This window comes from Mycobacterium sp. 050272 (assembly GCF_039023525.1).
GTDB lineage: Bacteria > Actinomycetota > Actinomycetes > Mycobacteriales > Mycobacteriaceae > Mycobacterium.
Genome location: NZ_JBCHKV010000006.1, coordinates 29,236 through 48,458, shown reverse-complemented (window position 1 = coordinate 48,458; position 19,223 = coordinate 29,236). Strand labels below are relative to the sequence as shown.

Sequence of the window (19,223 nt, the reverse complement as noted above, 5' to 3'; positions counted from 1 at the left end):
TAGAATCCATAGTTAGTGTAGACCGCGCGGCGGGCAGAACGCGGCGTCGTAGATCAAACACGTGTTCTATGGTTGTGACGTGACGGTGTCCAGCGTTCTGCAGATCGACCCCGCAGTGCGCCCGTACAGGGTGGCTGTGGCGTGCGCGCGGGTCTCGGCGGGGTGGCCGTCACCGGCCGACGACTACATGGACGGTCACATCGACTTGTCGCAGCATCTGATCCCGCGCCCGTCGTCGACATTCCTGATTCGTGTCTCGGGTTGGTCGATGCGCGATGCCGGGATCGCCGACGGCGACGAACTCATCGTGGACCGAGCCATCGAGGCCCGCGACGGCCAGATCGTGGTTGCCGTCGTCGACGACGAATTTGTGGTCAAGACGCTGCGCCTTCGGCCACCACCTCCGCGGCTGGTCGCCGCACACCCCGACTTCCCCGACATTCTGCTCCCGGGCCGCGATGTCCAGGTATGGGGCACGGTGACCTACGTCTTGCATCATGCGCCCTGACCCCACCTCACAAACGACGGTGCCGGCCGGATATGTCGTGGCGTTGGTCGACGTCCGGTGCATGTATGTCTCGTGTGAGCGGGTGTTCGATCCACGGCTGCGAGGCCGCCCGGTGGTGGTGCTGTCCAACAATGACGGATGCGTGGTTGCGAGGTCGCCGGAGGTGAAAAGCCTTGGCATACCAATGGGTAAACCGTGGTTTGAGGTTCGCGACGATGTTGCTCTGCTGGACGTGATCGCCAGGTCGTCGAACTACGAGCTCTACGGCGACATGTCGGCGCGGTTGATCGCGGTGCTGCGCGAGCTGGTCGCCGCGGTGCACCCATACTCGATTGACGAGGCGTTCGTCCTCTTACCGGCCGACCGGGCGTCACGCGATGCCGCCGTCATCCAGGACACGGTGCTGCGCTGGTTGGGCCTGCCGGTGACGATCGGTATCGGTCCCACCAAGACGTTGGCCAAGATTGGCTCTCACCACGCGAAGCAGGATCCCTCGGGGATCTGTGACGTCAGCGGGTTGGCGCCGGGTGATCGCAGCGAGCTGCTTGCTTGCACCGCCGCCGGCGACGTGTGGGGGATCGGTGCCCGACTGTCTGCTCGGCTGGCGGCTCTGGGGATCCGCACCGCCGCTGACGTGGCGGGTATGGATCCGGCGTGGGCCCGTCGGCTCTTCACCGTCACCGGTGAACGCACCGTGCGTGAACTGGCGGGTCTGCCGTGCATCGCGTTCTGTGATGATCCGGAAAGCCACCGCCAGCTCATCTACTCTCGGCTGTTCGGGACACCGATTGACGATCCGGCAACCATGCGGGACGCGTTGACCGACTACGCCGCGACCCTGGCCCGGCGGCTGCGACGCAAAGGGCTGCACGCCACCGTGCTCACCGTCAGCGCCTCCACCAGCGGCTACACGCGGGGCCCGGCGCATCACCCCTACGTCAGCGCCGGATTTCTCGCGCCGACCGACGCGACCGAACGTGTGATCGCAGCCGCTCACCGGCTGCTGCCCAAGCTGCGCCCCGGCGTGCGCTACGTGCGGGCCACTCTCATGCTGACCGGTCTCACCGCTGCCGGGGCGACACCCGGGCTACACGGCGACGACAAGGCACCCTCGGCATCGAACGTGGTCGACGCGATTCAGAACCGTTTCGGGCGCTCCTCGATCGGCTATGGCCGCTCAGGACTCAAACGACCGCCGCCGTGGACGATGCACCGGCGAATGCTGTCCCCCCGCTACACCACGTGTTGGGCCCAGCTGCCGACCGCCCGGTAACCGGTTTTCCTGGTCGGGCCGACACAGTGCGCCAAACATGCACGCCGCGAGTCTATTTGAGCGATACGCAAGGCCCGGGGCATTCGTTGACAGTGCGCCGGCGTTTACTGCTCGGGCTGCCGGCGCGCCTTGAGATCGGTTCGGGCGCCTTGGCCGGGTCGCTGCCAGTTGTCGATGGTGTCGAGCAGCCACCCCGGGTGGCTGTGTACCTCATGCTCGGGGAGGTCGCCGCCGGCGTCGTCGGTCAATACGCCGTCCGGGTCTGGAAGGCGGTTCTCGTGGTGATAGCGCAGCACCGTTCCGTAGGACAGTCCACGGCGGCGGGCGAATCCGCGAAGGGAGAGCAGCCTGAGCACGGTGCCAACTTTACAATACTTTTGACTATACAATTAGAACATTGTAAAGTCGGTCGTGTTGAAACCCCGAACGCCGTAGGAGCGCGAAATGGCCACAGTGAAGGCCCTGACCGACGAAGAGATCTACTACACGCTCGCCAAACTGATGACCGGTGACGACGACGTCGACGGGATCGCAATCGACGACATCGAAGCGGACGACACCGGCGTCGATGTGATCCTGACCGACGACGACGGCGAGCAGCGCCGAATCACCTTGAACATCGCAGCCCGCTAGTCCACGGTGGTCTTCAGTCGAGGCATGGCCAAAATCCCCTCGGCTGAAGACCACCGCCAAGCATCGCCGGAATGTCACACCCGCAGAGGAGCATCGAATCCATGAGCAACACACCGGATGCAGGCCCGGCACGTTATGGCTGGTGTGACACCCGCGACGCGCATGACGGACGGTACGACCACGCCAGGCAACCGACCTGCCGGAACTTCGTGTCAGACGCCGAGCACACCGCCCGACTGATGGCCGAGGCTCGCGAACACGATCGCCTCGTACGGCATCGCTACCCCAACGGAGAGACCAACGCGGCAGCGGCGTACATCGCCGAATACCGCCCGTACTGAGACCAGAGTGACCACGCAGTGACTAAGACCGAAGCGGCAGAGATCGTGGCAAATGAGGTGCTGGTGTTCGCCCGCAAACACGGACGCACACCGAACAAGGAACTAGTCGAGGCGCGCATCTCTGAACTGCGCGGCACCGCGGCCGGTTCGCTACTCGGCCATGCGGCCGAAATCGCCCACTGGCGTACGACTCTGCGCTTTGCGCAGAGGTGGTTCTGACGGTGAGCGCGCATCCCGAAGATCCCGGTCCCATGACGCTCGACGACGTGAGCGTCATCAGCAACACCCGCGTGCGGCGCCTGCTGAAATCCGCGCTCGGACAAGGCCTGGAGATCTACATGGCGCGCAACGTCGAACGCTGCTGGACCATCAGCAAGCAGCGTTACGGATCGGCATCTCTCACCGTATACGGGGAAGCCAACAACGCCGCCCACGTCAGCTACGACTGTGGCCACGGCCGCTGGCTGGAGGACGTCACGCAAGCGCGCGCGTTGGCCATCATGCAGGAAATGGCGCTGACATGACGACGTCGGCACTGGCTCGGCCGCGCGATGTAGTCGTTCGCGCGTACACCCCGGCCGGCATCGTCCAGCACAAGAGCTCAACACAGACCGAAGGGCAGAGGTTCCGATGGTGACAAGGAAGGCTGCGCTATGGGTTATCGGCACAACCGCCCCGCTGCTTGGCAGGCTGCGGCCAATCACCAGGCGCGACCGGGCACTGACCGACGAGCTCGACAGCCACCATCTGGGGTCAGGATCGGTACGGACCGACCGGGAATTGGCAGCCGTGCTTATCGGAGCCATGGAGCACGGTGGCCTGACGGTCAGCGATGTGCTCGACAACCTGCCGATGCACGACGAGTGGACCCGAACACAGCAGGCGGAGTTCCTGCGCATCGCGGTCTCTATTCATCGCCCCCAGGAACTCGCTCGTGTCGAAGCCGCGCTACGCGACTACCAGCACCGCGGCCAGCCACCCGGACAGCCCTGACGCCCCTAAGACCGCAAGCACTGTCAGACCTGCAGAGGATGATGCGACGATGACCGATACAGAAGATGGCGCTATCGGGCTGCGCCGGGAGCCCGGCTACCGCGAGCTGGACTGCGAGGAACAGCAACGCGCGGGCAACGCTGTCGATGAGCTGTGCTCAGAAGTGGTGCCCGACAACGTGTTACCGAGAGTAGTGGTGCCGTCGGCGCTGGACGACACGACGCGGCAGGTTGTGGAGCTGCGGCGCCGTCATGGTTACCAGGTTCCTGAGTTCTTCGAGCTGAACGGTTACGCCCGTAGCCGGGTCGAACACGGTGCCGACCCCGATGTGTTCGTGTCGGACTGGCGTGTGGTGAACAGTGACGGCGAGGCGCCACCGCGTCGGCTGTGGACGACCGGAGAGTACGTCGTCTTCGCCGGCACCGCGTTTGTCGGAGTCTTCCTACTGTGCGCCGCGATCGGAACTCTGCTCGCCGTCTTGGGCTACGGGGTCGGCATCAGCGATGCCGCACTCGGGAAGCTGATCACCGGTGTTCTCCTGGGAGCGCCGGTGCTATCGGCCGCAGGCAGCGCCGCCACAGTCGTGCGGCTATATCTCGATAACCGCGCAGTGAAGAACCCACAAGTAGGCGCTGAGCGCTACGAGCTGACGCTAGATCAGATCGATGCCATGCGACGGCACGCAGTGCCGGTCGAGCCGCAGTGGCCAGAGATCAGACTGGCCGCGGTCGCCGAGCACCTCGCGAAGAGGATCGAGGCGTCCACGGCATGGACTGACACTGTGCTCGACGAGCACCGCATCGTGTTCTCGCCCGAGCGGGAGGCCGAGCAGCTCAGGGCGCACGCGATGAGGATCGCATCTATGCGCGCCCGCCTGGGTGAGGCTCCCGCCGGCGACACCAGTGACCATGAGCAGGCCCGCGCCGCCCTCCGGCTGGAGCACGAGCTGCTCGAACGGATCGTCCAGTCGCTGCACGAACGTGTAGCTGCGCTGTGGTCGTACGCCGTGAACGTCGAAGAGCTATCGAGTCAGATTGCGGCGCTCAGAGCGATCGAGAACTCGATGGCCCTGGCCCCGGAACTCGATGCGCTGGCCAGACAAACCGGCGTCGATGAGCTGGCCACCCGTCAACTGCGCACGTTGTCGGCTGACGCCGAGACCATTTCAGTGAAGATCGCCGCCATCACGGCGACACTGACCAACGTGCTAGCCCCGGTGAGCGCCAACGAGTCTCGCGACTACATCGACACCGACGATCCCCCGGCCAGTTCGGAATAGGCAGGAGGCGCAGGGCCATGCCGATGTGTGACAAACCGATGGGTGGGCACCCCTCCGACCTGAAGTCGGCCGCGGTGATTTACCGCGGATACGGAAATGACAACGCCGCAGGCGGACGCCTTGTGATGATCGAGGTTAACGGTGAGACATGCCCGCTGCCACATCAGGTCAAGCATTCCCCATCTGGGATGTCTTGGGGCTACGACGGTTCTGGTCCGGCGGACCTGGCGAGGTCGCTGCTGATCGACGCGCTCGGTGACCACGCCCGCTGCCCGGTTTGTGACGGCACTGGACAGGTCGTCTACGACGTCGAGGCTGATGCGGATGTGCCTGTCCGCGTCGCGATCGCCCGCCGGTCTGGTGAGGACAGTGCACCAGGGCGGTTCTCGGAAGTGATGGGGTGTTGCGACTGCGAGGGTGGCTGTGCGGTCCTTCCGAGCCTCTACCAGCCGTTCAAACGGGACGTGATCGCGAAGCTACCCGAGGATGGGTGGGTACTCACCCGGTCCGAAGTCCTCGAATGGATCCGGCAGCATCCAATCGTCCATTAGCGGCATCGAGCGCTGTCCTGGGGCAGATCGCGTGCTCGGATCCTCGCCGCAAAGTACGGGCGTTTGTCGGAGATGTCGACTATAGTAGACATATGTCACGACGGGATGCTCCGATCGCCACCCGGCTTCGTGCGGGAGGCGCGGCACAGCACGAATACGCCGTCCCGGATGAGGTCGACGATCCGTTTACTGGATGGACCCAAGCGCGAGTTGGCTGCTACTGGAGCCGGCCGCTGCCAGACGGCCGAATTGCGCACATGAGCACCTGGCAGCGCGGAGGTGAAGACGGATATTCGTTGACCATCAACTACCACCCAGTCGAGTACCCCGATCTGCCGGCGGCGCTGGCAGCGTTCGAACGGCTAGAGAACGAGGCCAGGGCGTCCAACCCGAAGACGGAGACACCAACCATCGCAGACGTACGAGCGCGGGTGGAAGGGCGCTGTGAATACGCCGAACTGAAGGCCGACCTAGCGGCTGCCGACGTCGACATGGAGATCGCAACGGCACGGCGCCGCAAGCTATCTGAGCGCATGGACGCACTGTGGAGCGAGGAGGCCGCGGCCGCCGGCTACGTCGGGCGGCTGGAAGGGGAGTGGAGATGAACAGGCAACAGGCCAGCGCTGTGAAATCGGGTCAGCGCGTCAGCTGGAAATGCGGACGGCTACGCCGATTCGGTCGTGTTCTCGACCAATCGCGTCACCCCGAAGCCGCCGCCGCGAACTGCATTGCCGTGAGCCACAACAATCACGACGTCTCCTGGATAGAACCACGGAGGCTGAAGCTTGAAGACGAACCACGACCGCGAGAGGCAACGAAGGTTACCCTTCACGCCGTTAGAAGTTGAGAGCCTACTAAACCTGCGAGGTTCCGAAAATGATTGAGCGCCTGTTCTATACGGGGATTAAGAAGTCGGGCACGGCGGGCAGTGGCGCCGTGGAGGATGTGACACCGGCCGCCCTGACCGAACGCCTCTATGACCTTGGATGGCGCATAGCGACGATCAAGACCTGCGACGGTGTACTCGTTGGCGAAATCACTCGGCGTCTCGACGCGCCAAGGTGCCGCACCTGGTGGGCCGAGACATGACCACCGGCACGATGCAAAGGAGATCATGATGACCGCTATCTCGAAGGCCGGTTGGTGCCAGCGGTGCGGGCAGCCCTACACGACGCCGAGCCGACCCACCTGCGAATGCGCCGGCGACCCGCCAGTGCGCTACGACGGAAGTCCCCAGCCGAACTTCCACCCAGATAAGCGGGCGCATCTGGGTCGGGTTCGAGCGCTGCGCTACGTGCCGAGCGCAACCGAAATCGCACGGCTTACTCGCTGAACATCAAGCGGTGCAGGAGGACTCGATGAGAACGCCGGCGATACAGTTCGACCTCTTCGGCGAGATTGAAGCTGCTGAAGAGGCGCGAGCCGGTGCCGCGCGTGATGCGTCCTCGGCAGCCGGTCGCTTCCTCACCGAGACACCGTGGCCGGGCCTCATCGGCTGGTGGCTGCACTCGGATGCGATCGAGCGCAAACTTGATCGCGGGGAGGCGAAGGCGAGCTTCCGTCGCGGGCCGGCCGGCAAGCCAGGTTGGGCGTGGGCGATCTGGCATGACGGCCTGAGATTCGAAGCTGGTGACACCTGGCGGGGCTGGGATCAGCGGCCACGCTGGTGCATCCCATGGCTGGAGCTGCATCGAGTCCGCGACTCGTGCCCTGAGGCAACCGCACGATTGCACCAGCTCGCTGACGGACGCGGCCACCCCAACTCGATCGGGTGGCGCTGGTGGCTTGACCCATTTGTGCTTCACCCGGACGGCTGGCATTCGAGCTACCTTGAGTGCGAGCAGCAGGCGGACTGGTATGACGGCTGCTCGCGCCCTGAGACCGCATACAGCGACCGGCTCGAAGCGTGGCGGCTTGCGCTCGGTGTGGTCGAGTCGGCCACCCTTGTGGTCGAGCAGAAGAGTTGCTGATGGCCGCCGGGTACCGACTTGCGACGCTGTCGTACCCGTGGCGCAGAATCACGGGATATGACGCGGACGCCGACCGATTTCCCGACCCGAGCGCGGTACTACCGCAGCCGTGCCGCCGAGTACCGGGAAGGCGGGGACGCTGTACAAGCCCAGCAGTGCGAGGAGTTCGCGCGGCGTTGCGACGCGCTCGCGGCGCGGCGTTCCTGATCGGCTGCTGTAGCGTCGATCATGGGTTGTCGCAGGTGCGCCCCCAGATCCCCTCGAATGGAAGCGCCTGCGACACCCGCCACGGCTCCGCCGGTAGCCCGCGGCGAGGGCCCGAGTCGGGGCGAACGTCTCATCCAGACGCGGCACACAGAAGCTTGGCCGACCGAGCGTCCGATACTGGACGACGGTCGTAGACGCCAGCCGGTTCCCGGCCAGCTCCTCCTCTTGAGACGGCACTACCGGGAACCGACGATCGAACGTATGAACCTGTCCTTCTTACGCCGGAAGCGTCAACCACTATCCATACCGTCGCAGCCACGAGCACGTCGGAAGATCAGTGTGGCTCGGCAGCGAGACGGCGTCTACGCGTTGCCCGAGGCCGACTTCGCGCCCGAGACCTCGGGGACGTCCGACATCAGCATGCCGATCGCCGTCACAGAGCTGGGAGACGACATCGTGTGGCGACCTGAAGCCGACCTATGGCCGCACCTGCACCTTGAAGGCCTCATTGGGAGCGGCAAGACGATCACTGCCCAGAACATCGCGGTGGCGGCCGCTCGTGCGCGCTGGCGAGTTCACATCCTGCGGCAGTTCGACCGCGAATACGGAGAGTTCATCGGTTGGCCCGGCGTCGAGGTGGCGACCACCCCGACCGAACACAGTGCACTGCTGCAGCGAAGCGTCGACCTGATGTATCCCCTTCCGGCGGCGCCGCTTCTGGTGGTCATCGACACCGTGAAGGGGATCGTCGACGGGATCGGAGACAGCTGCCGGGGCCCGCTGCGAAGGATTGCCTTGGATGGCCGGGTCCACCAGGCCCACCTGGTCCTGGTTGCTGACCCCACCGCGCCGGACCCCGTGCCCGAGGTGACTGAGCTGCTGTGCCGGCTGACGGTGATACCGCCTCTGGCAGCCTCTCGCCGTCCGCGGGGCGACCTGATGCGGTGGCGACCGGGGCAGCCCTCTGCAGGGTAGCTGCAGCGGTAGCTGATGGGCGTCATGGTCCTGTTGAAAACAGGTCCGGCGGGTTCAACGATCGAGAACATGGACCTGGCTGCGAGCGCTGTCGACATCGTCGACCTGGACCAGCCGGCCGTGCAAGAAATCAACGAGTGCGCATGCGGCATGCGGCGGACGGTGTTGCGGTCGTGGGAGCTTTCGCCGGCTCCCGGGCGTGCCTTAGCGCGGCTGCGCGAAGCGCATCGCGAGGAATACGAGCACTACCTTGACCAGGAGCGTGCTTCGTCGCTGGCTGTGTTCGAGGAGAAGTGGAGTGCGCACCTGGCTGGCGACCACGGTGGTCGTCATGGCTGAGGCCGGGCAGGGGGAGCTGGACCTGTGGCCGCGCACGCATGATCTGCCGCCACGGTGGGACGGACTGCCAGTGCAGTGGGGGGCCTGGTCGAGCACGGGCGAGGTGTTCATGTGCCCACCGAGGCGAGGACAGGCTGAGTCGTGCGATCGCTGCGGGTCCACGGATGCCCGGACGATCGACGTTGGTCGTGTCTGGACGGATCCGGACACCGCCCCGCCGGCGATCGGCCGGGCGCGGTTGCGAAGGGGACGCCATCCAGTGGGCGTGCTATCGGCGTTCCGGTGTCCAGGCTGCGGGCACGACAGTGTCCTCGACTCGAATGGGCAGCTGTGGAACTTGGATGGCACGGATTACACCGATGACGGGTCTTGGAATGTAAATACCTGTGGCGCAGGTGATTCAGTTAAGGCGCGAGGGGGCCGCGGTCATGGCCGATGAGGCGATTCGGTTGCCGGCCGGGGTGTGGCTGGATTCCATGCGCATCGACTGCACCAACGACGATGGCCCCGAACCAGAACTGTTGGCCGAGTGGTCATGCGTCGACGGGTGGGTGGAAATCTCCGTCCCCGTGGACCTCGGCGCACTCGGGGAGACGGTGACGGTGCGGTTCCCCGGCTGGCTGATCCCAGGCATCACTCAACCACGTTCCGTTGTGGATGTGGGATACGAACTCATCGCACGGCAAGCAACGAGCGGCAGTCGCAGACCGGATAGTCCCACGCCGGCGGCCGAGGCCAGGCTCCATGCTCGGGATCGGACAACCGACCCGAAACACGAGTCAGGAAAGGCGGTTTGATGAGCATCCACGTGCATGCGCCGGACGGCGGGAGCATTCCCGGATCGCTTTGCGAACAAGACGGCGACCTCACGACGTTTCGCCGGGACGTCACCTGTCCCGACTGTGACGACATCCTCGACGCCGACTACACCATCGGCGACTGGCCAAAGCTGACCCACGGGTTCGCCGAGCAGCTCCGCGCACAGCAGCAGCTGTGGACGAGTGCGCGATCGCCACGACGTACCCCGGTGTTGCGTCGCGGCCACAGACCGGACGTAGGCAGGAGGCGGACCTGTGCATGATCGGACCTTCGATCGAGCAGGCGGAGGTCTTACTAGACCAATTCCTCATCTGACCCCACACCTGGGGCCGAACCCATTCAAAGAGAAGGTGACATTCATGACCGCACTTTTCGACGGCTTCAGGGTCGCGTAGTCCATCACGAGGTGGTTAGGAGAGTAGAGATGAACGCAACTGAAGACGGTACCGAGCCCCTGGGTGAGGCTCCACTAGAACTATCCCGCAAATGCAGCCCGGAACTGAAGGACTTTGTGCGCCAGGCGATACCGCTGAGAATTGATGGTAGACGGGGGCAGACAGTGTGGGTACCTGCGCAGCCCACGGTCTGCCCACAGTTGGTGATCGCACCAGCGGTGGGGTGCAGCAGGGACGGTGGCAATCTGCGATTCCGGGGCACGCTTGCCTTGACGCACACGCACACCGGCGCGCAGCTCGTTGAAAGCACCTATGTGAGCGGCCTAGAGAAACTGGCCGCTGCGCTCAAACACTTCGACTGGGATTTCGACACGCGGAACCACTTCGCCAAGCCGGAGAACGCAGACCTGGCCGACGCTGTCCGCGGAGCCATCCGAGACTGGCAAATGGATGAGGGCTACAGCGGCCCAGTGTCGCTGTGGGGCGACGATGAAGACAAGCGCGCCGCACGCGAGCGTGAACCCGCGACGACGCTGCTGCGGGAGCAATTGGACTGGTGGCCAGCGCAATACAAGTCGATCCGCGAACGCGAATTGATCGCCAAGAACCGTGAGGCTTGGCATGAGGCGATCTCGTGCAGCGTCAACGGCTGGGGAATGACGTATCTGCTGGCTGTGCTGCAGCGTGTCGGCCCAAAGGTCGCCGACATCGCGGCGCGCCGTCTCGTTGCAGAGTTCGACGCGGGCGATGGTCTGGGCGAATGGGTGTTTCAGTGGAGTCAGGAACTGGATTCCGGAAGGCCTCTGACGCTTCACGGCATTCCGGACGTCGATCCGCTGGCCCAGTTCGAGGCAAGCGCATGAATGTGCCGTATCGCCTGGAAGTCGAGGCGGACAAGCATGCTGCCGGCGCTGCGCAGAACTCAAGAGCAGTGAGGGGCATCTGAGATGGATCGCAGTTATCGTGTTCGACTGCTTGATGATTCGCTAGGAGGGAAGCAGTGAGTACCGCCACGTCCATCGAATGGACCGAATCCACGTGGAACCCGACAACTGGTTGTGACCGAATTTCACCTGGGTGCGATCGCTGCTACGCGATGACGATGGCCCGTCGACTCAAGGCGATGGGATCGGCGAAGTACCAGAATGACGGCGATCCACGCACGAGCGGTCCCGGATTCGCAGTGACAATGCATCAAGAGTCGGTGCTGGATCCGATCGTCAAGTGGCCACGCAAGAGTCAAATGGTGTTCTTGGACAGCATGTCTGACGTCTTCCACGCGCGCGTGGCCGCTGACTTCCAAGGGAAGATCTTCGCCACGATGGCACTCACTCCGCAGCACAGGTACCAAGTACTAACGAAACGACCGGGCCGGATGCGCGAGCTTCTCGCTCACGGGGGCCGAGTCCACAAGGCGATGATGCAGGCACTGTGGGATCTTCGTCGAAACGGTCCGAACATCCCGGCATGGAACATCGGTTGGCTGTTCGAGCGGACCGACGGGGAATGCCCGTGGCCCCTGCCCAACGTGTGGCTAGGAACCTCGATCGAATCAGATGACTACACCGGGCGCGCCGACGATTTGCGGGAGACCCCAGCAGCGGTCCGGTTCTTGTCGCTGGAGCCATTACTGGGCCCGTTGCCCAGCTTGAAATTGAATGGGATTGACTGGGTGATTACTGGTGGTGAATCCGGCGCGGGCGCCCGCCCGATGGATCCGCAATGGGCGCGCACGATTCGAGACCACTGCCTAGCCAACGGTGTTGCCTTCTTGCATAAGCAAAACGGCGAATGGACAAGCACCAGACGTTACGGTGTCGGGGTTCTCGACGGTCCCCGGATCTACGGCTCAGCAACACAAGATGCCCCCCATGGATTCGTATTACGCGAGATCCTCCAGCGGGTCGGCAAGAAGACGGCTGGCCGCGAACTGGACGGCCGAACATGGGACCAGTTCCCGACGTCGGTAGGCGGGGGCAAGCGCCCCTCGCGATCCGTATCCACCAACGCCGCAGGGAAGAGTGGGTGAGGCATGACCGGATTCTTGGATCGGCCGAAAGGCACATTAGAGGACGCCATCGCGGGGCGCGATTTCGATGCAGTCGCGGACTGGGCCCGATATCTCGATGAATGCAACCACATCCACATGGGCTCGCTGCTCAGCGTGTGCCGGGTCGTCGAAGAGATCGGCTATGTACTGTCGGGAACCCGGCACGAGGAGACCGAAAGCGTGTGGAATGTGGCGGCGCGGATCGCCCGCGAGCGCGGCGCCGGCGCCCTGGTCGACGAGGTGCAGGCTGGGTATGAGGCCGAAATACGCCAATGCGAAGCAGGTTTCGCACATGTTGCCGCCCCTGCGGGGAGGCCCCGACCGTGACGGACCTCGTCGGTATCGTCAGCGACCATCCCACCGCGGCGCTAGCCGGTGGCGCTGCCGGTCTGTTCGCCGCCGCGGTGCTGAGAATCATCCGCCGCGTACGGCGGCTACTGGTGAGCGCCGCGGTGCTCGCGCTGGCCGGTGGCGCCGGCGCCGGCGGGACGTCTGAGCTCGTGCACGCTGTCGCTGGTTGGCGATGACCAGGGTGGACGCGGATGGATGAGCTCAAGACGTCCTACCGTGTTGTCGGCGAGGACAAGGTCGACGAATTCGCGGCGCTGTGTTGCGCCCTGCGCGTACGACCTCACCAATTGGTCAGCCTGTTAGTCGCTGAAGGCATCGCGCGGTATCGCCAGGATCCGGCCACCGAGGAATTGGTGCGGTTGGTGTGCGACGGCCGGCGCCAACATCGTCGACACCAAGAGATCCATAGGCTGAACCTACTCTTTGAGTCCAGCTGAAGCGAAAGAGGAGCAAAGGGGAGTGGCCGTAACCGAGGTTGTGGTGTTGACCGGGGCTGGGATCAGCGCCGAGTCCGGACTCCCGACGTTCAGCGGCGCCGACGGTCTCTGGGAAGGTCATCGCCGCGAGGACGTGGCGACACCGGACGGCTTCGTCGCCGACCCGGTCACCGTGCAGCGGTTCTACAACCGACTGCGCCGCCGTCTGCACGAGGTGGAACCCAACGCCGCACACCACGCGCTGGCGCACCTGCAGCGCCACCTCGGCCCGCGCATGCACCTGGTCACGCAGAACATCGACGATCTGCATCAACGTGCCTGCACCGTCGAGCTGACGGCGATGCACGGCGAGCTACGCAAGATCCGCCACGTCGACACCGGCCAGGTGCTGGAGTGGACGTACGACGTCGTCGAGACCGATACGCAGTGGCGACCACACGTGGTCTGGTTCGGCGAGCGCACGATCGGCCTGGACATGATCGTGGAAAAGCTCGCTACCGCGAGTGTTTTCGCGGCGATCGGCACCTCAGGAACGGTGTATCCGGCCAGCCAGTTCGCAGCGATCGCGAAGGCCGCCGGCGCCGAGACCTACGAGATCAACCAGGTCGCCGCCGACGGCGGGCTGTTCGATCACCACTGGATTGGCCCGGCCACACGACGAGTTCCAGAGTTCGTCGACCACCTCATTCAGCGAGCCTGACTCAGCCGCCCGCAAACGGTGGCGTGAAGTGATCGACATCGAGGCCCGACAAAGGCGATAATCACACATGTGTTCGAAGAATGGCCAGTCGCGATGCACCCTCCAACGCGTCGAGTCGTGGATCCTCCGAAACCTGTCGTGGTGGATCTGAGCCTGCTCATCACTAACCCCGATGACACGTTCCGTCGCGATGAGGTCGCGATGCGCGTGAAGAACGAAGGCCTGGTCTTTCGCGGTCAGGTTCGCGGCCGCCTGCATGCCTGGGCGCAATCGGCTGCCGGCGGATGGCTGGCGCTGGTGAGCTGCGAGGTTCCCACCGGGAACGGCCGCGGGAAGCTCGCGATGTCCCAGTGGTGTTCGGCCAGAGCGGTGCGACCAACCGGCAACGCCGACGAAACAGGGGCGCAAGTCACTGAGTCGGCGAAGTAGTGTCATTCCATACGAGCAGCAGAGGGAGGGCGGCGATGAGCATGGGATCTGACGACGAAGCGCAGTGGGTTGTGCCGGTGACCCAGCTGGCCCAGCTGTCATCGCAGCGTGCCGTGCAGTTGGTCTCGCTGCCGCCGCAGCAGGCTCGGCAGTGGCCCGGTGGATCCGGGCCCGAGACTGCGGGGCAGACTCCGCCGGCCTGACTCGGGTCGAGTGGCTATCGTCGGCGTTGGTGCTTGTCGATCCACGCCAGGCCGCCGCGGTCGAGCAGCATGCGGGCTCGGGTGACGGCGACGTAGGCGACCATGGCGTCGCCCTTGACGGTGTCCTCGCGGCTGTCGTCGGTGGGATAGTCGTCGCCGACTTTCACGGCTTCCCATTCCCGGCCCTTGCTGGCATGAGCGGTGGACACCGTGACATCGGCGATCTTTTCGTCGACCAATGCGTCGATGGCGTCGACGACGGCATCGGTTCCGTGTTCGTCGATCAGATCGACGAACGGCTTGAGATCGCGTCCCTCGGACTCTTCCTCGACATAGGTCTGTAGGTCGGCCCAGCTCGTGAACACGAATAACTCAGGGTGACTGGTGCGGCCGGACTCCTTGAGTTCGGCCGCGGCGAAGGCCAGGCGCCGGATCGTGTCACCTTTCCCAACGAGGGCGACCTTCAGCCCCTGGCCGAGCAGGTCCATGACCTCGGACATAGCTCCGGCGTTGGTGCGGCACAGCATGGCTCTGGGGGCTTCAAGGTCGGTGAGGCGCGACCGTAGCGCCGGGTTGCCGGTCAGTCGCAGCTCGGCGCCGATCCAGGCGAGCCACTTGTTGGCTTCATCAGCAATCGCGGGCCCGAACCGCCACGACTGCGACAGGAAGAGGCGGTGGTCGGCGTCCCACTGGCCGAGCGCATCGACGGCGCCGCGCCAGCCATAGAGGGACTGGTTGCTGTCGCCGACCGCTATCTGTTGCGCGTCCTGCCGCTGAACAAGTGCAGCGACAAGGGGATTGGAGTCTTGGGCTTCGTCGAGTAGCACGACATCGGTGTCGAGTCGTGGGCGGGTGAGAGCCCACATCTTCAGGTAGTGGTCGTGGTTAAACCGCAGACGCCCGTCGGGATTGCGCAGATCCGACCACGCCTTGCGTGCGTAGGGCAGGACGGAGCGGGCGAGGGCCTGGTGGTTGTCGTCGAAGACGCCGTTCTGGTGCGGTACATGGTGGTGGCCGATTTCGTCGTCGGCGGAGTAGCAGAATCGCTGGACGGTGTCGGTGGCGATGCGGGCCATCTGCGCCGGGGTAATCCGTAGGGTTACGGAGAGTTCCAGCCACGACGTGCCCAGTATTTGTGCTGCATCCCTGCTGGTTTGGCGGCCGCCCTTGAGGCGGTGTGCATATCGTTTCCCGACGACAGCGAAGGCCAATCCATGGGAGGTCTTGCAGTTGACATGCTTGGGAAAGCTTTTCTCGGCTTCCTTTTTGATGGCCTGGTTGTAGGCGATGTAGAGCATGGGGCTGTTGATCTCGGAGGCGACCATCCGCAGGGTCGAGGTCTTGCCCGTGCCGGCGCCGGCCTGGATGACCAGGTGACTGTGCGTCTTGGCGGCCTCGATGATCGCCTGCTGCTCGGGAGTCGGCTTCATCGTCGCGGACCTCTTTCTACTCCAGGTGGATGTATAGCCCAGGGCACTGACGTGTCCGGGTGGTGCGGACGGACGTGGGTCTTCACCGCCGCCGCAACGTCTACTATAGACGACATTCTGAGTGTCGGGTATAGTAGACGCATGCCTGATCATGGTGCTCCTGCCGCCGCTGGCGTCGCAGGCATGACCCCACGACGTGGGGCCGGCTTGTCACTCCCACGAGCGGGGCCGACTGGATCATCATCTCGACGACAACAGACACCAAGATCTACATGCTCCGGATCGAACCGGCACCGGCGACCCGCATGTAATCCGTCGTGCCCGAAGGCGCTATGGGCATCGTTGACAACAACGCGTCAGGCGCTAACAAAAGCCGCGAACCTAGTGCGTCACAGGCGTCTGCCCATCCGGCCGACCTACCATCGAAACCCGGGAGGGCCACCATGACGGAACAACAGCTCAGCTTCGAAGACCTGGACGCCGAAGCGTTCGACGCAGTATCCGCAGTCGCCGACGACACCCGAGGTTGGCGTGGACCCGCAGCTTGCGCCGTCGTCGGCATCACCTATCGGCAACTCGACTACTGGGCGCGCAGCGAGTTGGCCCAGCCATCTATCGCCACCGCGGCTGGATCCGGAAAAACAGCCACCCGTGAGCGCCAACCCGGCGCCGTCGACGACGAACTCGCCAAACCACGCAACCAGGTCGCCTGCAGCGTGTCGAACAACCGCCGCCGGTACACCTTCGCCCGCCGTCATCAGCAACCCGCTGGAGCCGTCCGTCCGTCGTCTCCGACTTCCCGGTTAGGGTGCCGATCATGGCTCCGCAAACACTAATATCGGCGGCGGCCGACCTCCCACCGATGCGCGACTGGGTGGCCAGCACCGGTTTTGCCGGCATCTGCGCAATCCTGGCCGCCCTGCTGATCCTGCTCACGGTGATGATCGCCGCACGTCGTGCCGACGAACGGTCCAACCACGAGACAGAACAACACCGACGCGCGGCAGCCATCGCTCAATGCTGGCAACGTCTGACTTGGGTGATCACCACCGCCGACACCGAGCCCGCCGCCACCGACCCCGCCACCGCCAACATGGGGCTAGGTCCGGAACTGGCTCAAGAACTACTCAAGGGCATTAGCCGCGACGCCAAAGAACTCGGCGACGAAACCCTGGAGAAAGCCGCCGCCGTGTACCTCAGCCAGCTCGGCCTGGTCCTCACCCAACAAGCACAACGCCTCACCGAAAGCGCAACAGCGACAAGACAATTGACTAACACGACACCAGGCGCGCATGCTGCCACCCCAGCCGACTCGCCCGACAAAGAAGAATCCGAAACCGCCGGCGGCCAAGGACGGCGCAGGCGGTGACCCGACTCCAAGAGCACATCGCTGAACTGCCGATCGAGGACTGGGCAGCGATCACAAAGCGCGTCGCCGCCGACGCCGTCGCAGCCGCCCAGCAGGCCGGAATCCAACCACCCGACGAGTTGGTAGCCGTCGCGGGAACACCGGTCGACAAACTCATCGAACGTCGCCGCACACTAGGCCCCGGAGCCGTGCGGCTCACCGTGCGCCAGAAAATCGCTGAGGCAGACCGGCTCCGCACACTGGCTCAACAACAGGCCCACAACGCGAACCTTGAAAAGGCCGACGCCCAAGCCGCCGCGTCAACAGCCCTTGCCGCCGCAGACCAATATCAGCAGACGGCCGAAGCCGCACGCCGCCTCGCACGCGAGACCGAAGTCACCGCCACGCAACGGATCCGCGAGACCGAAGACACCGCTGCACAACGGATCCGCGAGACCGAAGCCGCTGCCGCGCAACGGGAGTCTGAATGGGCAACCCAACGCCGCGAACTAGAAGCCACAACAGCACAGCTGCGCGCCGAGCTGGCCCAGGCTCGGACCGACGCCGCCGCCGAGGTCGCCGCTGCCCAGGAACAGGCCGCCGCCGCCGACACCCGCGCCCAACAGCGCGCCACCGAACGCATCGCCGAACGCGCAGCAGCAGAAGCAGCCATCGAAGAGCTGCGCGCCGAGCTGGCCCAGGCCCGGACCGACGCCGCCGCCGAGGTCGCCGCTGCCCAGGAACAGGCCGCCGCCGCCGACACCCGCGCCCAACAGCGCGCCACCGAACGCGCCGACGAGCGCGCCGCCGCGCAAGCCGAACTCGAACAGGCCCGCAACGAGATAGCCCGCATACGGGCTGACGCCGCCGCCGAGGTCGCCGCCGCACAGTCCCGTGCCGACAGTATGATCGCCGAGGCGCGGCAAGCGGCAGACGCCGAGATTGCGCAGACTCGCGCCGATGCCGAGCGTTACGTCGCCGACGCAACCCGCTACGTCGAGGAGGCTCGGCAGTACTTCGCCACCACCCAGAACCCAGATCCGGGCACTCCGTGACTTATAACACCGAAAATCCGGAGACCGTAACGGTCAAGACCTGGATAGCGCGTCGAACCGGCGGCGTGTTCGACGGCACTGTCTGGGTACCTGAAGGCGGCACCGTCGGAGGACGCGAAGGGCTAACACTGAGGCCGTACGGCGCCCCGGTAACCCGTCCTGGGCTGAAATCTCACCGTCCGTCTAGCGTTGCGTCGTGTGCGTCCGCGCGAACGGCCCATCTCAGCGAAAAACAATGTGCTGCTTGTCGACAAGGGCTGATCAGTCATGTCATGTGGCAGCTGAATGTCCTCTTGGCACAGTTGGTTTGGCGGTCGTCGCATCCTCCCGTATGGGCGCGGTCGCGCGCAGCACAATGATCAATCGGAGAAAGGGATTGGAATGCCACGTTTGATGAGTGTGGCCTTGACCGCCGATCAGGTGCGCCGTCGAGTGAAGACCCAGACACGACGTGTCAACTGGTGGATGGACAAGCGCGGCAACCGCATCCTGTACCCGGGCGACTTGCTCACGCTATGCAAGAAGGTGCGTGGGCGTCGACACGGGGAGCCCCTGGAGGTGATCGAGACTGTCGAAACACTCGACGTGCGACGGGAACCGCTGGAAGCGATCACCGCCGCAGACGTGATTGCCGAGGGCTTCCCCGACTGGACGACCGGCCGGTTCATCGACTTCTACTGCGCCACCCACCGTGGCGTGACCACAGGCCAGCACATCACGCGGATCGAATGGGGCTATCCGCGGGTATGCAGAGTGTGCGGATGCACCGACTACGACGCTTGCGAGACGATCTGCGGTCCGTGCGCCTGGCGTGTTAGCTTCGCCGACAACACCGGAATCTGCACCGGCTGCCCGGCCTGACGAGGCCCGCAGCGACCGATTCACCATGAATCGCTGGCCGAGGCGTTGGGAAAGTGGGGAATGCGCGGTGTGCCCC

At 64.6% G+C, this 19,223-nt stretch carries 31 protein-coding genes and 1 pseudogene; 30 read left to right on the top strand and 2 right to left on the bottom strand.

Going from position 1 to position 19,223, the window contains the following annotated elements; all coding sequences use genetic code 11:
* Nucleotides 1–79: 79 nt before the first annotated feature.
* Nucleotides 80–508 carry a translesion error-prone DNA polymerase V autoproteolytic subunit gene (gene umuD / locus AAHS21_RS14090; protein WP_342928279.1) on the top strand — a complete coding sequence of 143 codons (429 nt, stop codon included), beginning with the start codon at nt 80–82 and terminating at the stop codon, nt 506–508.
* Entirely contained in the window at nt 498–1,781 is a 1,284-nt protein-coding gene (locus tag AAHS21_RS14085; protein ID WP_342928278.1) for a Y-family DNA polymerase, read from the top strand. The genes umuD and AAHS21_RS14085 overlap by 11 nt, the downstream gene beginning before the upstream one ends.
* A gap of 104 nt (nt 1,782–1,885) precedes the next feature.
* On the opposite strand, the gene AAHS21_RS14080 is transcribed toward AAHS21_RS14085, so the two are convergent.
* Nucleotides 1,886–2,137: a hypothetical protein gene (locus AAHS21_RS14080; RefSeq protein WP_029367997.1), complete on the bottom strand. Its 252-nt coding sequence runs from the start codon at nt 2,135–2,137 to the stop codon at nt 1,886–1,888.
* An 88-nt stretch (nt 2,138–2,225) separates the two neighbouring features.
* Here AAHS21_RS14080 and AAHS21_RS14075 point away from each other — a divergent pair, with 88 nt between their 5' ends.
* The 24 genes from AAHS21_RS14075 to AAHS21_RS13960 all read left to right on the top strand — a co-directional run bounded on the left by AAHS21_RS14075 (nt 2,226) and on the right by AAHS21_RS13960 (nt 14,453).
* On the top strand, nt 2,226–2,414 hold the full coding sequence (locus tag AAHS21_RS14075) for a hypothetical protein (protein WP_029368000.1): 189 nt from the start codon (nt 2,226–2,228) through the stop codon (nt 2,412–2,414).
* A 101-nt stretch (nt 2,415–2,515) separates the two neighbouring features.
* The gene (locus AAHS21_RS14070) at nt 2,516–2,755 is read left to right on the top strand and encodes a hypothetical protein (RefSeq protein ID WP_029368001.1); all 240 of its coding nucleotides are present in this window, start codon (nt 2,516–2,518) and stop codon (nt 2,753–2,755) included.
* Nucleotides 2,756–2,773: 18 nt separating this feature from the next.
* On the top strand, nt 2,774–2,974 hold the full coding sequence (locus AAHS21_RS14065; RefSeq protein ID WP_342928277.1) for a hypothetical protein: 201 nt from the start codon (nt 2,774–2,776) through the stop codon (nt 2,972–2,974).
* 2 nt (nt 2,975–2,976) lie between these two features.
* Nucleotides 2,977–3,279, top strand: a complete 303-nt coding sequence (locus AAHS21_RS14060; protein ID WP_342928276.1) for a hypothetical protein — start codon at nt 2,977–2,979, stop codon at nt 3,277–3,279.
* 109 nt (nt 3,280–3,388) lie between these two features.
* A complete protein-coding gene (locus AAHS21_RS14055; RefSeq protein ID WP_342928275.1) occupies nt 3,389–3,748 on the top strand; it encodes a hypothetical protein in 360 nt (119 codons plus the stop codon).
* 49 nt (nt 3,749–3,797) lie between these two features.
* Nucleotides 3,798–5,027 (top strand): hypothetical protein, encoded by a 1,230-nt coding sequence (locus AAHS21_RS14050; RefSeq protein WP_342928274.1) that lies wholly within the window; start codon nt 3,798–3,800, stop codon nt 5,025–5,027.
* A gap of 23 nt (nt 5,028–5,050) precedes the next feature.
* Nucleotides 5,051–5,578, top strand: a complete 528-nt coding sequence (locus AAHS21_RS14045; protein WP_342928273.1) for a DUF6166 domain-containing protein — start codon at nt 5,051–5,053, stop codon at nt 5,576–5,578.
* Nucleotides 5,579–5,670: 92 nt separating this feature from the next.
* Nucleotides 5,671–6,183 carry a hypothetical protein gene (locus AAHS21_RS14040; RefSeq protein WP_342928272.1) on the top strand — a complete coding sequence of 171 codons (513 nt, stop codon included), beginning with the start codon at nt 5,671–5,673 and terminating at the stop codon, nt 6,181–6,183.
* A gap of 271 nt (nt 6,184–6,454) precedes the next feature.
* Nucleotides 6,455–6,667 (top strand): hypothetical protein, encoded by a 213-nt coding sequence (locus tag AAHS21_RS14035; RefSeq protein ID WP_342928271.1) that lies wholly within the window; start codon nt 6,455–6,457, stop codon nt 6,665–6,667.
* Nucleotides 6,668–6,695: 28 nt separating this feature from the next.
* Nucleotides 6,696–6,911, top strand: a complete 216-nt coding sequence (locus tag AAHS21_RS14030) for a hypothetical protein (protein ID WP_342928270.1) — start codon at nt 6,696–6,698, stop codon at nt 6,909–6,911.
* 25 nt (nt 6,912–6,936) lie between these two features.
* Nucleotides 6,937–7,548, top strand: coding sequence for a hypothetical protein (locus AAHS21_RS14025; protein WP_342928269.1), 612 nt, complete (start codon nt 6,937–6,939; stop codon nt 7,546–7,548).
* 57 nt (nt 7,549–7,605) lie between these two features.
* The gene (locus AAHS21_RS14020; RefSeq protein ID WP_342928268.1) at nt 7,606–7,755 is read left to right on the top strand and encodes a hypothetical protein; all 150 of its coding nucleotides are present in this window, start codon (nt 7,606–7,608) and stop codon (nt 7,753–7,755) included.
* Between the two features lie 339 nt (nt 7,756–8,094).
* A complete protein-coding gene (locus tag AAHS21_RS14015) occupies nt 8,095–8,730 on the top strand; it encodes a hypothetical protein (protein WP_342928267.1) in 636 nt (211 codons plus the stop codon).
* A 69-nt stretch (nt 8,731–8,799) separates the two neighbouring features.
* A complete protein-coding gene (locus AAHS21_RS14010; protein ID WP_342928266.1) occupies nt 8,800–9,069 on the top strand; it encodes a hypothetical protein in 270 nt (89 codons plus the stop codon).
* Nucleotides 9,070–9,497: 428 nt separating this feature from the next.
* Complete coding sequence (locus AAHS21_RS14005; RefSeq protein ID WP_342928265.1) at nt 9,498–9,866, top strand: hypothetical protein; 369 nt, start codon at nt 9,498–9,500, stop codon at nt 9,864–9,866.
* Nucleotides 9,866–10,150 carry a hypothetical protein gene (locus AAHS21_RS14000; RefSeq protein WP_342928264.1) on the top strand — a complete coding sequence of 95 codons (285 nt, stop codon included), beginning with the start codon at nt 9,866–9,868 and terminating at the stop codon, nt 10,148–10,150. The genes AAHS21_RS14005 and AAHS21_RS14000 overlap by 1 nt, the downstream gene beginning before the upstream one ends.
* 162 nt (nt 10,151–10,312) lie before the next feature.
* Entirely contained in the window at nt 10,313–11,146 is an 834-nt protein-coding gene (locus tag AAHS21_RS13995) for a hypothetical protein (protein WP_342928263.1), read from the top strand.
* A 137-nt stretch (nt 11,147–11,283) separates the two neighbouring features.
* Complete coding sequence (locus AAHS21_RS13990; RefSeq protein ID WP_342928262.1) at nt 11,284–12,312, top strand: phage Gp37/Gp68 family protein; 1,029 nt, start codon at nt 11,284–11,286, stop codon at nt 12,310–12,312.
* Nucleotides 12,313–12,315: 3 nt separating this feature from the next.
* Nucleotides 12,316–12,660 (top strand): hypothetical protein, encoded by a 345-nt coding sequence (locus AAHS21_RS13985; RefSeq protein ID WP_342928261.1) that lies wholly within the window; start codon nt 12,316–12,318, stop codon nt 12,658–12,660.
* The gene (locus AAHS21_RS13980; RefSeq protein ID WP_342928260.1) at nt 12,657–12,860 is read left to right on the top strand and encodes a hypothetical protein; all 204 of its coding nucleotides are present in this window, start codon (nt 12,657–12,659) and stop codon (nt 12,858–12,860) included. The genes AAHS21_RS13985 and AAHS21_RS13980 overlap by 4 nt, the downstream gene beginning before the upstream one ends.
* A gap of 15 nt (nt 12,861–12,875) precedes the next feature.
* Entirely contained in the window at nt 12,876–13,121 is a 246-nt protein-coding gene (locus AAHS21_RS13975; protein WP_342928259.1) for a hypothetical protein, read from the top strand.
* A gap of 22 nt (nt 13,122–13,143) precedes the next feature.
* A complete protein-coding gene (locus tag AAHS21_RS13970; protein WP_342928258.1) occupies nt 13,144–13,821 on the top strand; it encodes a Sir2 family NAD-dependent protein deacetylase in 678 nt (225 codons plus the stop codon).
* A 141-nt stretch (nt 13,822–13,962) separates the two neighbouring features.
* On the top strand, nt 13,963–14,250 hold the full coding sequence (locus AAHS21_RS13965) for a hypothetical protein (protein WP_342928257.1): 288 nt from the start codon (nt 13,963–13,965) through the stop codon (nt 14,248–14,250).
* 35 nt (nt 14,251–14,285) lie between these two features.
* A complete protein-coding gene (locus tag AAHS21_RS13960) occupies nt 14,286–14,453 on the top strand; it encodes a hypothetical protein (protein ID WP_321180471.1) in 168 nt (55 codons plus the stop codon).
* A 14-nt stretch (nt 14,454–14,467) separates the two neighbouring features.
* Here the strand turns inward: AAHS21_RS13960 and AAHS21_RS13955 are convergent, their stop codons facing one another.
* Nucleotides 14,468–15,883 (bottom strand): UvrD-helicase domain-containing protein, encoded by a 1,416-nt coding sequence (locus tag AAHS21_RS13955; protein ID WP_342928256.1) that lies wholly within the window; start codon nt 15,881–15,883, stop codon nt 14,468–14,470.
* A gap of 443 nt (nt 15,884–16,326) precedes the next feature.
* Between AAHS21_RS13955 and AAHS21_RS13950 the strand changes: the two are divergent.
* The 4 genes and pseudogenes from AAHS21_RS13950 to AAHS21_RS13935 form a co-directional block, all read left to right on the top strand.
* Nucleotides 16,327–16,521 (top strand): annotated as a pseudogene (locus AAHS21_RS13950) (MerR family transcriptional regulator); the annotation flags it as partial.
* Between the two features lie 179 nt (nt 16,522–16,700).
* Nucleotides 16,701–17,252, top strand: a complete 552-nt coding sequence (locus tag AAHS21_RS13945; protein ID WP_342928255.1) for a hypothetical protein — start codon at nt 16,701–16,703, stop codon at nt 17,250–17,252.
* Entirely contained in the window at nt 17,249–18,286 is a 1,038-nt protein-coding gene (locus AAHS21_RS13940) for a hypothetical protein (RefSeq protein WP_342928254.1), read from the top strand. The genes AAHS21_RS13945 and AAHS21_RS13940 overlap by 4 nt, the downstream gene beginning before the upstream one ends.
* 393 nt (nt 18,287–18,679) lie before the next feature.
* Nucleotides 18,680–19,147 (top strand): hypothetical protein, encoded by a 468-nt coding sequence (locus AAHS21_RS13935; RefSeq protein ID WP_342928253.1) that lies wholly within the window; start codon nt 18,680–18,682, stop codon nt 19,145–19,147.
* Nucleotides 19,148–19,223 lie beyond the last annotated feature (76 nt).

What these genes read in the sequence shown, in the direction of transcription:
- AAHS21_RS14045 (WP_342928273.1), top strand. Translation starts at nt 5,051, where the DNA reads ATGTGTGACAAACCGATGGGTGGGCACCCCTCCGACCTGAAGTCGGCC.
- AAHS21_RS13935 (WP_342928253.1), top strand. Translation starts at nt 18,680, where the DNA reads ATGAGTGTGGCCTTGACCGCCGATCAGGTGCGCCGTCGAGTGAAGACC.
- AAHS21_RS14030 (WP_342928270.1), top strand. Translation starts at nt 6,696, where the DNA reads ATGACCGCTATCTCGAAGGCCGGTTGGTGCCAGCGGTGCGGGCAGCCC.
- AAHS21_RS14005 (WP_342928265.1), top strand. Translation starts at nt 9,498, where the DNA reads ATGGCCGATGAGGCGATTCGGTTGCCGGCCGGGGTGTGGCTGGATTCC.
- AAHS21_RS13955 (WP_342928256.1), bottom strand. Translation starts at nt 15,883, where the DNA reads ATGAAGCCGACTCCCGAGCAGCAGGCGATCATCGAGGCCGCCAAGACG.
- AAHS21_RS14000 (WP_342928264.1), top strand. Translation starts at nt 9,866, where the DNA reads ATGAGCATCCACGTGCATGCGCCGGACGGCGGGAGCATTCCCGGATCG.
- AAHS21_RS13945 (WP_342928255.1), top strand. Translation starts at nt 16,701, where the DNA reads ATGGCTCCGCAAACACTAATATCGGCGGCGGCCGACCTCCCACCGATG.
- AAHS21_RS14010 (WP_342928266.1), top strand. Translation starts at nt 8,800, where the DNA reads ATGGACCTGGCTGCGAGCGCTGTCGACATCGTCGACCTGGACCAGCCG.
- AAHS21_RS14035 (WP_342928271.1), top strand. Translation starts at nt 6,455, where the DNA reads ATGATTGAGCGCCTGTTCTATACGGGGATTAAGAAGTCGGGCACGGCG.
- AAHS21_RS13995 (WP_342928263.1), top strand. Translation starts at nt 10,313, where the DNA reads ATGAACGCAACTGAAGACGGTACCGAGCCCCTGGGTGAGGCTCCACTA.
- AAHS21_RS14025 (WP_342928269.1), top strand. Translation starts at nt 6,937, where the DNA reads ATGAGAACGCCGGCGATACAGTTCGACCTCTTCGGCGAGATTGAAGCT.
- AAHS21_RS14050 (WP_342928274.1), top strand. Translation starts at nt 3,798, where the DNA reads ATGACCGATACAGAAGATGGCGCTATCGGGCTGCGCCGGGAGCCCGGC.
- AAHS21_RS14020 (WP_342928268.1), top strand. Translation starts at nt 7,606, where the DNA reads ATGACGCGGACGCCGACCGATTTCCCGACCCGAGCGCGGTACTACCGC.
- AAHS21_RS14075 (WP_029368000.1), top strand. Translation starts at nt 2,226, where the DNA reads ATGGCCACAGTGAAGGCCCTGACCGACGAAGAGATCTACTACACGCTC.
- AAHS21_RS14040 (WP_342928272.1), top strand. Translation starts at nt 5,671, where the DNA reads ATGTCACGACGGGATGCTCCGATCGCCACCCGGCTTCGTGCGGGAGGC.
- AAHS21_RS14070 (WP_029368001.1), top strand. Translation starts at nt 2,516, where the DNA reads ATGAGCAACACACCGGATGCAGGCCCGGCACGTTATGGCTGGTGTGAC.
- AAHS21_RS13960 (WP_321180471.1), top strand. Translation starts at nt 14,286, where the DNA reads ATGAGCATGGGATCTGACGACGAAGCGCAGTGGGTTGTGCCGGTGACC.
- AAHS21_RS14085 (WP_342928278.1), top strand. Translation starts at nt 498, where the DNA reads ATGCGCCCTGACCCCACCTCACAAACGACGGTGCCGGCCGGATATGTC.
- AAHS21_RS13975 (WP_342928259.1), top strand. Translation starts at nt 12,876, where the DNA reads ATGGATGAGCTCAAGACGTCCTACCGTGTTGTCGGCGAGGACAAGGTC.
- AAHS21_RS13985 (WP_342928261.1), top strand. Translation starts at nt 12,316, where the DNA reads ATGACCGGATTCTTGGATCGGCCGAAAGGCACATTAGAGGACGCCATC.